Genomic DNA, 12,947 nt, shown 5'->3' on the forward strand with positions numbered 1-12,947 from the left:
ATCATTGTGACATTATAGAGACCGGAAATGAGAGCTGGAGATTCAAAAATAGAGCATGATTTAAACAGACTTTAGGGGGGTCAAAATTGGACGCTGATGGGGGGTCAATTTTGGGTGCTGATTGACAACCATGATGACTTTGCGCCCGCTAATTACGAAAATTTGAGGCGTATAGCTGCACTGATCAAGAAGGGAGGGATCTCATTGTAACGGCGGTGTCTAGTGGCGAAGATTGAATAAGTTGTATTGCTATTCGTCTCTATACCACTAAGATGCGCCGTGTTTTGACGGTCATAGGAAGGCTGTCTGTGTACGCAATTGTGTACGCACCCCATTTTTAAGGGTCGCTGGGTCTGTTAAATGCCTTTAAAAATAACAACTTAGGCTCGTAGCTCAGGGGTAGAGCACCACCTTGACATGGTGGGGGTCGGCGGTTCGAAACCGCCCGAGCCTACCATTTACAGATGCGTAGAATAATACAAGGCCAGGCTCTAATCAGTCTGGCCTTTTCTATTATTGCTATGTCGATAGGATGCAGCGCTTACACGTTTGGAGGAACATCATCGCCATGAATATTCAACTACCTGATGGTTCAACTCGCACGCTCGCCGAGGGTGCAACCGCATTTGACCTGGCTGCCGATATCGGCGCAGGTTTGGCGCGCGCCACGATTGCAGCATCTGTGAATGGCAAACAGGTGGATGTCTCTCATGTGTTGAATGACGGTGATGAAGTTTCCCTGATTACCGAAAAGTCTGACGAAGGTCTGGATATTATCCGTCACTCCACGTCACATTTGATGGCCATGGCTGTTCAGGAAGTGTTTCCAAAATCACAGGTGACCATTGGTCCGGTGATTGAAGACGGTTTCTATTACGATTTCGCTTTTGAACGTACGTTCACGCCGGAAGATTTGAAAAAAATCGAAGAAAAAATGCGCCAGCTTTGCAATCAGAAGTTACCTGTCAGTCGTGAAGAGTGGGATCGCGACGATGCAATTGCCCATTTTGAAGGGATTGGTGAATCCTACAAGGCTAAGCTGATCGGCCGTATTCCTGCCGGTGAAACAGTTAGCCTGTATAAACAGGGTGAATGGTCCGACCTTTGTCGTGGTCCGCATGTGCCGCATACAGGGCATTTGAAGCACTTCAAGCTGATGAAAGTCGCCGGCGCATATTGGGAAGGTAATTCCGATAATGAGCAGCTGCAGCGTATATATGGTACGGCCTGGGCATCCAAAGGTGACCTGAAATCATATCTGATGCGTCTGGAAGAAGCGGAGAAACGTGACCACAGGAAGCTGGCTAAATCACTGGATCTGTTCCATCTGCAGGAAGAGTCGCCTGGCATGATCTTCTGGCATCCAAAAGGCTGGACTGTCTGGCAGCAGGTGGAGAATGAAATTCGCGGCGTTATGCGCGACAACGGTTATCAGGAGATCAAGACGCCACAATTGGTGGATCGCAAACTGTGGGAGAAATCAGGTCACTGGGGCAAGTTCCGTGATGAGATGTTCACCACCAATACCGATAACCGTGATTACGCGATCAAACCGATGAACTGCCCATGCCATATTCAGGTATTTAATCAGAACCTGCACTCGTATCGCGATCTGCCATTGCGCTTGGCAGAATTCGGTTCCTGTCACCGTAACGAGCCATCGGGTACACTGCATGGCCTGATGCGTCTGCGAAATTTTGTGCAGGACGATGCGCATATCTTCTGTACTGAAGGCCAGATTCAGGATGAGGTGTGTAATTTCATCGATCTGACTTATGATGTGTACAAACGTTTCGGCTTTGAAGATGTGATTATCTTCCTGTCTGATCGTCCCGACAATCGCGTGGGTACCGATGAGCAGTGGGATAAAGCGGAAGCAGCCCTGCATCAGGCGCTGCAGTCGAAGAATATCGAATATGGCGAGAACAAGGGCGAGGGTGCTTTTTACGGGCCGAAGATCGAATTTTCACTGAAAGACTGCCTTGGGCGCGTATGGCAGTGCGGTACCATTCAGGTCGATTTCTCCATGCCTGGTCGTTTGGATGCGGAGTACGTGGCTGAGGACTCATCCCGCCAGACTCCGGTGATGTTGCATCGCGCAATTCTCGGTTCGATGGAGCGATTCATCGGAATTTTAATTGAACATCATGCGGGTAAATTCCCGTTCTGGTTGGCTCCGGTTCAGGCTGTTGTGTGTAATATTACCGATTCACAGTCGGAATATGTGGCTGAAGTGACACAAAAGATGCTCAAATCCGGTTTTCGTGTAGATACGGACTTGCGAAACGAAAAGGTCGGCTATAAAGTGCGCGCCCACACTTTGGAGCGGGTTCCGTTCATTCTTGTTGCCGGCGACCGGGAACGTGATGAAAAAACCATAAGTGTACGTGATCGCAGCGGTCAGAATCTGGGTACATTCAGTGTTGATGACTGGATAGCCGAGATGAAGAAGATGCAGCTGAATCACGACTGAAGTGTGAATAGTATAGTGAGATCAGGAGTCTTGTATTAAAAAGGATTTGCCAATCAACCTGGATATCGATGCCTCTGAGGTACGTGTGGTTGATGATACAACAGGTGAGCAGCTCGGCGTTTTGTCGAAGTCTGAAGCCGTCGCAAGGGCACAAGCTAAAGGTCTGGACCTGGTGCTGATGGCCGCGAAGAGTAATCCACCGGTCTGTAAGATCATGGATTATGGTAAATACAAGTACGAGCAGAGCAAGAAAGCTAATCTTGCCAAGAAACGTCAGCATGTGATGCAGGTAAAAGAAGTGAAGGTGGGTGCCAACACCGATATGCATGACATGGAAGTTAAACTGAAGGCTGCGAAGAAATTCCTGTCTCAGGGTAACAAGGTAAAGGTTTCACTACGCTTTAGGGGTCGTGAAATGGCACATACCGGACGAGGTCTGGACCAGATGAAGTTTGTGGCGTCACAGGTTGAAGAGTTTGGTAAACCTGAAAAGATGCCGAATATGGAAGGGCGACAGATGATCATGATCATCGCGCCGAACAAGAAATAAGAATCACTTTTCGTTGGCTTAAAAAGGCCCACGAAGGGTCTTTTTTAGTTTAAGACAAAGGAAGAATACAATGCCTAAGATGAAATCAAACAGCGGCGCAGCTAAGCGTTTCAGTAAAACCGGCAGCGGTAAATGGAAACGTAATAAAGCTTTCGGTAGTCATATCCTGACTAAGAAATCGCCAAAGCGTAAGCGCAATATGCGTGGAACAGAGCTGGTTTCAGCTGCAGATTCAAAAGCGCTGGAACGTTTGGTTCCAGGTCGCGGTTAAGATTAGTTAGGTTAGGAGAGATATATGCCACGCGTTAAATCCGGTGTACAGGCGCACGCGCGCCACAAGAGTGTAATTAAGGCAGCCAAGGGCTACCGTGGTCGTCGCAAGAGCTGCTTCCGCGTTGCTACCCAGGCAGTAGATAAGGCACGTCAATATGCGTATCGCGACCGTAAGGTTAAGAAACGTGAATTCCGTAGCCTGTGGATCGTTCGCATCAATGCAGCGGCCAAGCTCAATGGTATGAACTACTCAACATTCATGCATGGTCTGGGCAAGGCTGGTATTGAGCTGGATCGTAAGGTTCTGGCTGATATCGCAGTACGCGATGCTGAAGGTTTTGCGACGCTGGTAGAAACAGCTCGCGCACAGATTCAGTAAATCGCCTGTTCCGGCTATGTCCGGGATGGTAGAATTATGAAATGGCAGAGCTGTTATGGCTCTGCCATTTTTTTTTGCTTTTCAATATATCATCCACCTGAAGTGGAAGGGGAGTTTGAACTATGAGTGAAATTGATTCGCTGAAAGCTCAGCTTGAATCATTGCAATCCGATGCATTGGCTGCATTTTCGTCGGCAGCAGACCTGGCTGGCCTGCAGCAGTTGCGTGTTAACTACCTGGGCAAAAAGGGTGCTTTGACTGAAGTGCTCAAGGGCGTAGGTAAACTGCCACCGGCAGAACGGCCTGTGATTGGCCAGTTTGTGAATCAGACCAAGCAGTCACTTTCTACTGCACTTGATGAAGCAGAAGCGGGGCTGGCGGTAAAGGCCAAAATTGCTCGCATTGAAGCTGAAAGAGTGGATGTCACCCTTGCCGGGCGCAGTGTTTCAAAAGGCGCCTTGCACCCTGTGCAGCAGGGTCTTGATGAGATGACGGCCATCTTTTCGCAGATGGGCTTTGCAGTGGCTGAAGGTCCTGAAATTGAGAATGAATTTCATAACTTTGATGCCCTGAATATTCCACCCGAACATCCTGCACGTGCGATGCACGACACTTTTTTCGTTGAAGAGATGAGTGACGAACCGATGTTGCTGCGCACCCATACTTCACCGGTACAGATTCGCGCCATGAAGCAATTCCTGGCTGAATCTGGCGAACCGCCGCTGGCTGTTGTTGCTCCCGGGCGCGTATACCGCTGTGATTACGATGTGACACACTCCCCGATGTTTCATCAGGTCGAAGTGTTCAAGGTGGACCGTGATGTTTCCATGGCACACTTGAAAGGTGTACTCAAACATTTCCTCTCCACCTATTTTGAAAAGGATGTATCCATCCGTCTGCGTCCACATTATTTCCCGTTTACCGAGCCGTCTGCAGAAGTGGATATCGGTTGTGTGTTCTGTGCGGGTAAAGGTTGTCGCATTTGTAAAAACAGTGGTTGGATTGAAGTTCTGGGCTCCGGCATGATCCATCCGAATGTTCTGAAATCAGTCGGTATTGATTCAGAAGAGTTTTCCGGTTTTGCTTTCGGTCTTGGTGTGGAGCGTCTGGTGATGCTCAAGCGGGGTATCCCGGATTTAAGGATGTTCTTTGAGAACGATGTGCGTTTTCTCAGGAGGATGGGCTCATGAAGATACCTTTTTCCTGGTTAAAAGAGCAGGTCGCATTGACCTCAACACCGGCACAGATTGCTGATGACCTGGTGCGTCTGGGTCATGAAGTGGAAGGTGTGGAGTTGCCACGCGCAGGCGTTAGCGGCGTACGCGTTGGTCAGATTACCTCCAAAGCCCCGCATCCGGATGCAGATAAGCTGAGTCTGCTCAAGGTTGATATTGGCGAAGCCGCGCCGCTGGATATTGTCTGTGGTGCTTCCAATATGGGTGAGGGTGACAAGATTCCTGTAGCGACCATAGGTACATCATTGCCTAACGGCCTTAAGATCAAGAAGGGCAAGATCCGTGGCGAAACCAGTTGTGGGATGTGCTGTTCGGAAACAGAACTAGGTCTGGCGGATGAATCGGCAGGCCTGTTGATTCTACCGGCTGATGCACCTGTTGGTGTGGAAGTGGGTGAGTTCCTGCAGATGGAAGAGGCAGTGTTTGATCTTTCCATTACGCCGAATCGTGGTGATTGCATGAATACACGCGGTATCGCCCGTGATCTTGCTGCCGATGCAAATCTGCCGTTGATGGGAGTGGCCCCGTGTACTGCTGAAATTGATGCGGCTGTATCTGCTCCCGCGGTGTCAGTTACAGCCGAAACCGATTGCCCGGCATATATGGCTCGCCGTATTGAAGGTGTGAAACTGGCTGATTCGCCGGCATGGATGCAGGCAGGATTGATTATGGCCGGTATGCGTCCGGTTAACGGTATTGTCGATGTATTGAACTATGTGATGCTTTATTTGGGGCAACCGATGCACGCTTTTGATGCCGATAAGCTCAGCGGTGAGATCAATATTCGCTCTGCTGAAGATGGTGAAGCATTCAAGGCGCTTGATGGTCGTGAATTGAAACTCAATGCAGGTGACCTGGTAGTGGCAGATCAGGGCAGTGTTATTGCACTGGCAGGTATCATGGGTTCAGAAGATTCAGGTGTCAGTGACGGCACAGTAAATATCGTGCTGGAGTCGGCATTTTTCCGTCCGGCACGCGTTAGTGAAACACGTCGCACCTATGCCATGGTGAGTGAAGCATCCATGCGTTTTGAGCGTGGTGTGGACCCTGAGATGGTTGCGACAGGTATGCAGCAGGCAACTAAAATCATCACAGATCTGTTCGGTGGTGTGGTTGGTGAAATTACAGTCTGTGGCAACACATCCGGGATTAATGCCGGCAAACAGATGCATTGTTCTGTTTCTGGTATTGAAAAGCGTCTGGGCATCACATTGCCTGAAGAAGTGGATGATGTGCTAAGGCGTATGGGATTCGGTATTTTGCGGCATGCCGACAAACTGGAAGTGGTAATTCCACCATTCCGCCATGACGTATCTATTCCTGAAGATATGTCAGAAGAGTATGCACGTGTCATCGGTTTTGATGCCATACCGGAAATTCTGCCTGCACTGGCTACAACGGCTCCGGCCAAACCGGATCGTTCAATCCATGATGCTGTGGCCGGTGGTTTTCTGCAGGTTGTAACTTACGCATTCATTTCCGAGAAAGAGCAGCGCCTGTTTGTACCTGAAGATGGTTGTGATATCAGACTGCAGAACCCGATCTCCGATGCCATGAGCGTGATGCGCAGAACGGCATGGGCAGGGCTATTGAATGTAGCCAAGCACAATCTGAATCGTCAGCAGCCCGGTGTTTCCATTGCTGAGCAGGGACGCCTGTATAAGAACACAGAACAGGGTCATGATGAAAATAATATTCTGGCCTGGCTAATGAGTGGTGAAATCGAAGCTGATCAATGGCATAGCAGTGCACGCAGTGCTGATTTCTTTGATCTGAAAGGCGCTGTAGAGGCCTGGCTGGCAAAACGTGGGTTGACCGGTCGTTTTATCGCCGATGACTCGATTCAGGGATTGCAGGCCGGTCAAAGTGCGAAGATTCTGATTGGTCGCGAGGAAGCAGGGCGTATCGGTAAGGTGGATGGTGATATCGCCGCAGCTTTCGATATTGATATCCCGGTTTTTGTAGCTGATATCAACCTTGATGTATTACATGCAGGTAAAAAAGCGAAGTTTTCCCCGCTGGCCGAATTTCCTGGTGTGGAGCGTGATCTGGTGTTCCTGATGGAAAAAGCTGCCTTCGTCCGGGATGCCGGGGCTGATGCCATCGTGCAGACAGTGAAGAAAGCCGGAGGAAAGCTGCTGATGGATGCTCGCGTATTTGATCTGTATGAAGGTAAAGGAGTTGCGGAAGGCATGGTCAGTGTGGGGGTTCGATTCACGTTGCAGGATCCTGCACGTACGCTGACTCAGGAAGATTCAGATGCGGCATCTTCGGCGATTATTGCAGCTATGGATAAACGTTTCGGAGTTTCTCTGCGCGGTTAATAAGTCGGGCGGGATCCCTTCCCGCCCGTTTTTCCCGAATTTGCGGGATGCTCATATATGGTCTATACCTTTATAACTGCCTTGGGGGGTAGTTTGGGGAGGGGCGATGAGCGCATCTGATAACACAAAAAATGATACTTCTTCAGAAGTATGGTCAGTCTCAGAAAAAAAAGTTATTTCCGATGAATTAACCCATATTCAAAAACAGTTTCCACAAGCGGATGAGAACAATCTTTGTGGGCTGGCATTCTCAGGTGGCGGCATACGCTCATCCACCTTCAGCCTTGGTGTGATGCAGGCTTTGGCGGAAAAGGGCTTATTAAAGAAATTCCATTATCTTTCAACGGTTTCCGGCGGCGGCTATATAGGTTCAGCACTGACCTGGCTTATGAATAGTAAGGACGGAAATGACTTCCTGAGGTTTAATGCGGGAGATAAATTCCCGTTAAAAAATGATAATCAACAAGATGATATTTCGAAGCGTTTGCTCAGGCATATGCGACAGGGTAGTAACTACCTTACCCCAGGTGGTGGCATTTCTATGGCATCGCTGCTGGCTGTTATCTTACGTGGTTCATTGTTGAGCCTTCTGGTATATATCATCCCACTGACAGCAATTATGTTTTTGTGTTTATCCGCGCACTTATTTGGTTCTCCTGAACTGCTGGCAGGGTATGCACCTTCCGGAGGCAATGTTTTGATTAATATTGCCAAAGCATCAGCCCTTGTTTTTGTAGTGGTTGCAGTATTTTATGGGTGGAAAACCAGTGAAGTAAGGAGTTCGATAAGAGGATATAAGGGCCGCAGAGCATTTGAGGAACATGCAGGAAAACTTTTAATTTTTACAGGAGCAGTGGCAGTTGTTGGGTCACTTCCCATGGCAGCAGGCTTGTTTGTGCAAGCGAGAGAAATCATGGCTGCGTCATTGACTCTGGGTGGTGCAGTTACATCGGCAATGGCAATTATTAAGGTGCAGGGTAAGGGAGAGGGTAAAATCCCACTGGGATTGATTGCTCCTGTTGCATTTATTCTGTTGGTATACGGCGTGCTACTTTCTAGTTATTTAATCGCGCTACATATCTATTCTTCATCAGCCTGGTTCGCTGGGGTTGGGCTTTTTGCTGCTTCTGCATTATTGGCATGGTTTTTAGGCACTAGAGTTAACATTAATTACATCTCTATTCATCGATATTACAGAGATCGCTTGATGGAGTTATTTATGCCGGACTTGGATGATATCATGAGAGAGAACCGGTCGGACATGGCTACTACAGCAAATGACTCTTCTTTACATGAAATGTGCATGTCGAAGAATGGTCCTTACCATCTCATCAATACAAACATGGTAACTGAAGGCTCATCAAATAAGCGTTTAAGAGGACGTGGAGGAGAGAACTTTTTACTGTCACCTTTGTACTGTGGCAGTAAGGCTACAGGTTGGTCCTCTACTGAGACTTACATGGCCAAGAAGATGAATTTAGCAACAGCAATGGCAATTTCAGGGGCTGCGGCAGACCCTCATGGTGCTCCGGGTGGGGATGGGTTGACACGCAATAAAAGTCTCTCATTTCTCATGGCATTGTTAAATATCAGATTGGGGTATTGGGCTCCTAATCCAGCTAAAGAGTCGGCTAAGGTAAGTCGCTCCCCAAGCTGGTTTGGATTTGGTTACAAAGAGTTGTTAGGCACTAAAATGGATGAGACAGATGATTTCGTTCACTTGGCCGATGGTGGGCACTTTGAAAATCTTGCTGTCTATGAATTGATTCGACGCAGGGTGCAAACCATTGTGGTTTGTGATGGCGGAGCTGATGCGGGTTTTACATTTGTTGATTTTGCAAATCTTGTCGAGAAAATCAGAGTGGATTTTGGTGTTGAGATTGAGGTGAATGGACATCCAAACTTTGCAGCAGATGGCAAGCAGGCTAAATCCTTGCTGGCGATGTGTCCGAAACCGAATGAATATCACCCGCATGGGGTGGCTCTGGCTGGCTCGGGTTTTGTTACTGCGACGATTAAGTACGGGAATGGAGTAAAAGACGGCACAATGGTTTATATCAAAACAACGCTTATTGGCGGTCTACCCGATGATATTTATTCCTATAAGCGTGGTCACGATGCATTTCCGGATGAATCCACAGCGGATCAGTTTTTTGATGAAAAGCAGTTCGAGGCATACAGAGAGTTAGGCTATCAAATCGGAATGACACTTCCTGATGGAATCATAAAGTAATAAAACAGATACTTCAGATGATTTTAGATCAGAGTGATTGACGTCCAGATAATTTCCGACAGTCTATAAGTATGTTAGCAGGTGTGGATGAAGTAGGGCGTGGGCCATTGGCTGGGCCGGTTGTAACGGCGGCGGTAATCCTGTCACCGGATGATCCTTATCTGGGCAAGTATAGAGACTCCAAGAGAGTGGCTGAGAAGAAACGGTTAAAGCTTTATCATCATATCCGTAAACACGCTGTTTCCTATTCTGTAGCGATGGCCACAGTGGATGAAATTGATGATATCAATATCCTGCAGGCAACCATGCTGGCTATGCGTCGATCAGTGCAGAACTTATCTGTTCAACCATCGAAAGTGCTGGTGGATGGCAACCGTATTCCGGACCTGGCTGTCCCGGCTGAAGCGATTGTCGGTGGTGATGATTCAGTGCAGGAGATTGCAGCTGCATCTATTGTCGCCAAGGTGATCCGTGATCGCATGATGTATATGCTGGATGTGCAGTTTCCGGGCTATCAGTTTTCCAAACACAAGGGTTATGGCACCAAAGTCCATATGGACGCACTAAGGACTCAGGGTCCATGCGAAGTACATCGCAAGTCCTTCGCGCCCATCGCCAAGCTTTTATAAGACATTGCGCTTTTTGCGGCGAATTGCCTCTTACAGAATATAGCGGGACAGGTCCTCATCCTGGCTGATTTCACCTAATTGTTCGCGCACATAAGCTGCATCAATGCATATTTTTTCGCCGCTGCGATCAGATGCCTCAAAACTTATTTTTTCCAGCACATGTTCAAGCAGCGTATGCAGTCTTCTTGCGCCGATATTCTCGGTCTTCTCATTCACTGTGACGCTGATGCGAGCAAGTTCGGCAATGCCATCCTCGGAAAATTCGATATTCACATTTTCAGCTATCAATAGGGCAGCATATTGTCGTGTGAGTGATGCTTCAGGCTCTACAAGAATGCGACGGAACTCATCTTCACCGAGTGCAGTAAGATTGACGCGAATCGGAAAACGCCCCTGTAATTCGGGAATCAGGTCTGACGGTTTGGCCAGGTGGAATGCTCCAGATGCGATAAACAGAATATGATCGGTTTTCAGATGACCATATCGTGTATTCACGGTTGTGCCTTCCACAAGTGGTAACAGATCGCGCTGTACGCCTTCGCGGGATACTTCTCCGCCAGATGCGGCACCGCTGCGGTGGGTGATTTTGTCCATCTCGTCGAGGAAAACGATACCATCATTTTCAGCACGTTTAATCGCTTCTTCCTTGATAGCATCCTGATCGAGCAGACGGTCAGCTTCCTGCTGCTGGATGACCTTTATTGCATCAGAAACACTCATGCGTTTGGATTTATTCTGTTTGCCCATCATATTGCCAAGCATATCCTGCAGATCCATCGCCTCAGTGCCCTGACCGGTGAACAACTGCATGGTTGGCATACCCCCCTGAGCTTGTTCAACCTCGATCTCGACCTGGCGTTTATCCAGTTCGCCCAGACGTAGTTTATGACGCATCTTTTCTCTGGATTCACTGGAGGCAGCGCTGGCATCGTTGGTGTGAGGGCCGTTAGGGGCTACCGGATGTGGAATCAGAATGTCCAACAGACGGTCTTCAGCAACTTTCTCTGCTTTGGTCTGTACCTTGGCCAGATGTTCTTCCCGGACAATTTTAATCGCGGTATCCACCAGGTCGCGTATGATAGTTTCAACATCGCGGCCCACATAACCAACCTCTGTAAACTTGGTTGCTTCGATTTTGATGAACGGCGCATTGGCAAGCCTTGCCAGCCTGCGTGCGATTTCAGTTTTACCAACTCCTGTGGGGCCGATCATAAGAATGTTCTTTGGCGTGATCTCTTCCCGCATAGGGGAGGCCACTTGCTGACGGCGCCAGCGATTACGCAGGGCAATAGCGACGGCACGTTTTGCATCATTCTGGCCTACAATGTAGCGGTCCAGTTCCGAAATGATTTCACGCGGGGTCATGGTCTGGCTCACGGTTACGACTCCTTACTGATTGATTCAATCGTAATATTATTATTGGTGTAAATACAGATGTTGGCAGCAATCATCATGGCTTCTTTTGTGGCATCTTTGGCTGAAAGGTCACTGTGGTTTAATAACGCTGTTGCTGCTGCTTTGGCATAAGCACCACCGGATCCGATAGCTGCGACACCGTCATCCGGCTCTAGAACATCGCCGTTGCCGGAAATGAGCAGGGTGTTGTCTATGTCGGCCACTATCATCATGGCCTCAAGCTGGCGCAGGTATTTATCGGTGCGCCAATCTTTTGCAAGCCCGACAGCTGCCCGCATCAACGACCCACCATGTTCATCCAGTTTGGCTTCGAAACGTTCGAACAGATTCATTGCATCAGCTGTTGAGCCTGCAAAACCGGTCAGGATGGCTCCATCGCGAATGGTGCGTACTTTACGGCCACCATGTTTTACTACGGTGTCTCCGAGTGTGACCTGACCATCACCACCGATAGCCACTTCACCATTTTTGCGAACAGAGCAGATGGTGGTTCCGCGCATATCAATTTTTCCCATGCTACACCCCTCGATTTTTTTGTTGGAATAATGAGGCTTTTTAAGCCTTCCAGCATTATCTGGTTGCGTTGGCTAACCCTAACGTTGAAAAAGTTTAACGTAAGTGTCGATTCAGGGATTGACGAACGCCTTCCAGATGAATATTGTCCGCCGCCTTCGAGCAAGAGGATTTAATTCGGGGCGTAGCGCAGCCTGGTAGCGCATCTGGTTTGGGACCAGAGGGTCGGGAGTTCGAATCTCTCCGCCCCGACCATCCTCCTTCGAAGAAGTACACGCGATTGACGCGATCTGGCAAGCGCCTGTAGCTCAACTGGATAGAGCAACGGCCTTCTAAGCCGTAGGTTGCAGGTTCGAGCCCTGCCAGGCGCGCCACTGAATGTATGGTGGATGTAGCTCAATGGTAGAGCCCCGGCTTGTGATGCCGGTGGTTGAGGGTTCGAGTCCCTTCATCCACCCCATTCATACTACAATCAGATATGGGCCGTTAGCTCAGTTGGCAGAGCAGCTGACTCTTAATCAGCGGGTCGTAGGTTCGAGCCCTACACGGCCCACCATATAAGAGTTGTTAAATAAGACATGTTTAAAAAGGAGTCCTTCGGGGCTCCTTTTTTGTTGTACTTTTAAAACAGCATGATTAGCGGGATAAGAGCTCAATTGAGATTAATGTGACTGTGATAAATAGCAGGCCAATGAAAATCTGAAAACGTTTCAACCAGGTACTGTTCAATGTACAACCCCTCAAAAGAAATATTTCCTGTTCTTATAGCACAAAATTTAAAAAGTGAAAAATAGTAGTCTTTTCCAATATGAAATGAGTCTGAAAACGTAGTTGTCCTGTCCATCATATGGGGATGCTTATCCAGATGGACGAAAGGAAGATCAAAACAGTTGCCGATATTTCAGTCTTTCTGTCAGGAACA

At 48.4% G+C, this 12,947-nt stretch carries 10 protein-coding genes and 5 tRNA genes; 13 read left to right on the top strand and 2 right to left on the bottom strand.

The genetic code is table 11. The features are described from left to right. Positions 1–382: 382 nt before the first annotated feature. The 9 genes from MMIC_RS11890 (at position 383) to rnhB (ending at position 10,096) form a co-directional block, all read left to right on the top strand. Positions 383–457: transfer RNA gene (locus MMIC_RS11890), tRNA-Val, on the top strand. A 111-nt stretch (positions 458–568) separates the two neighbouring features. Then, positions 569–2,473: a threonine--tRNA ligase gene (thrS, locus tag MMIC_RS11895; protein WP_072660700.1), complete on the top strand. Its 1,905-nt coding sequence runs from the start codon at positions 569–571 to the stop codon at positions 2,471–2,473. A gap of 46 nt (positions 2,474–2,519) precedes the next feature. Then, positions 2,520–3,023, top strand: coding sequence for a translation initiation factor IF-3 (infC, locus tag MMIC_RS11900; protein WP_083530591.1), 504 nt, complete (start codon positions 2,520–2,522; stop codon positions 3,021–3,023). Between the two features lie 70 nt (positions 3,024–3,093). After that, complete coding sequence (gene rpmI / locus MMIC_RS11905) at positions 3,094–3,294, top strand: 50S ribosomal protein L35 (protein WP_072660702.1); 201 nt, start codon at positions 3,094–3,096, stop codon at positions 3,292–3,294. A 24-nt stretch (positions 3,295–3,318) separates the two neighbouring features. Continuing rightward, a complete protein-coding gene (gene rplT / locus MMIC_RS11910) occupies positions 3,319–3,675 on the top strand; it encodes a 50S ribosomal protein L20 (RefSeq protein WP_072660703.1) in 357 nt (118 codons plus the stop codon). Positions 3,676–3,797: 122 nt separating this feature from the next. Beyond that, a complete protein-coding gene (gene pheS, locus MMIC_RS11915; protein ID WP_072660704.1) occupies positions 3,798–4,865 on the top strand; it encodes a phenylalanine--tRNA ligase subunit alpha in 1,068 nt (355 codons plus the stop codon). Then, positions 4,862–7,234 carry a phenylalanine--tRNA ligase subunit beta gene (gene pheT, locus MMIC_RS11920; protein ID WP_072660705.1) on the top strand — a complete coding sequence of 791 codons (2,373 nt, stop codon included), beginning with the start codon at positions 4,862–4,864 and terminating at the stop codon, positions 7,232–7,234. Before pheS ends, pheT begins: the two co-directional genes overlap by 4 nt. A gap of 106 nt (positions 7,235–7,340) precedes the next feature. Continuing rightward, positions 7,341–9,467 (top strand): patatin-like phospholipase family protein, encoded by a 2,127-nt coding sequence (locus MMIC_RS11925; protein WP_072660706.1) that lies wholly within the window; start codon positions 7,341–7,343, stop codon positions 9,465–9,467. A gap of 65 nt (positions 9,468–9,532) precedes the next feature. Next, complete coding sequence (gene rnhB, locus MMIC_RS11930; protein WP_265331373.1) at positions 9,533–10,096, top strand: ribonuclease HII; 564 nt, start codon at positions 9,533–9,535, stop codon at positions 10,094–10,096. A gap of 30 nt (positions 10,097–10,126) precedes the next feature. On the opposite strand, the gene hslU is transcribed toward rnhB, so the two are convergent. Together hslU and hslV are read right to left on the bottom strand one after the other, a co-directional pair. Continuing rightward, positions 10,127–11,461, bottom strand: a complete 1,335-nt coding sequence (hslU, locus tag MMIC_RS11935; protein ID WP_072660709.1) for an ATP-dependent protease ATPase subunit HslU — start codon at positions 11,459–11,461, stop codon at positions 10,127–10,129. 14 nt (positions 11,462–11,475) lie between these two features. Continuing rightward, on the bottom strand, positions 11,476–12,027 hold the full coding sequence (gene hslV, locus MMIC_RS11940) for an ATP-dependent protease subunit HslV (RefSeq protein ID WP_072660708.1): 552 nt from the start codon (positions 12,025–12,027) through the stop codon (positions 11,476–11,478). Positions 12,028–12,203: 176 nt separating this feature from the next. Here hslV and MMIC_RS11945 point away from each other — a divergent pair. From MMIC_RS11945 to MMIC_RS11960, 4 genes are all read left to right on the top strand, one after another. After that, positions 12,204–12,280 (top strand) — tRNA-Pro (locus MMIC_RS11945). A 42-nt stretch (positions 12,281–12,322) separates the two neighbouring features. Next, positions 12,323–12,399 (top strand) — tRNA-Arg (locus tag MMIC_RS11950). A gap of 11 nt (positions 12,400–12,410) precedes the next feature. Further along, positions 12,411–12,485 (top strand) — tRNA-His (locus MMIC_RS11955). A 20-nt stretch (positions 12,486–12,505) separates the two neighbouring features. Then, positions 12,506–12,581, top strand: a tRNA-Lys gene (locus MMIC_RS11960). Positions 12,582–12,947 lie beyond the last annotated feature (366 nt).

It is taken from the genome of Mariprofundus micogutta, assembly GCF_001895085.1.
GTDB classification, from domain to species: domain Bacteria; phylum Pseudomonadota; class Zetaproteobacteria; order Mariprofundales; family Mariprofundaceae; genus Mariprofundus; species Mariprofundus micogutta.

Coding starts and splice junctions, on each gene's coding strand:
- hslU (WP_072660709.1), bottom strand. CDS start 11,461: ATGACCCCGCGTGAAATCATTTCGGAACTGGACCGCTACATTGTAGGC.
- rplT (WP_072660703.1), top strand. CDS start 3,319: ATGCCACGCGTTAAATCCGGTGTACAGGCGCACGCGCGCCACAAGAGT.
- pheS (WP_072660704.1), top strand. CDS start 3,798: ATGAGTGAAATTGATTCGCTGAAAGCTCAGCTTGAATCATTGCAATCC.
- thrS (WP_072660700.1), top strand. CDS start 569: ATGAATATTCAACTACCTGATGGTTCAACTCGCACGCTCGCCGAGGGT.
- pheT (WP_072660705.1), top strand. CDS start 4,862: ATGAAGATACCTTTTTCCTGGTTAAAAGAGCAGGTCGCATTGACCTCA.
- rpmI (WP_072660702.1), top strand. CDS start 3,094: ATGCCTAAGATGAAATCAAACAGCGGCGCAGCTAAGCGTTTCAGTAAA.
- MMIC_RS11925 (WP_072660706.1), top strand. CDS start 7,341: ATGAGCGCATCTGATAACACAAAAAATGATACTTCTTCAGAAGTATGG.
- hslV (WP_072660708.1), bottom strand. CDS start 12,027: ATGGGAAAAATTGATATGCGCGGAACCACCATCTGCTCTGTTCGCAAA.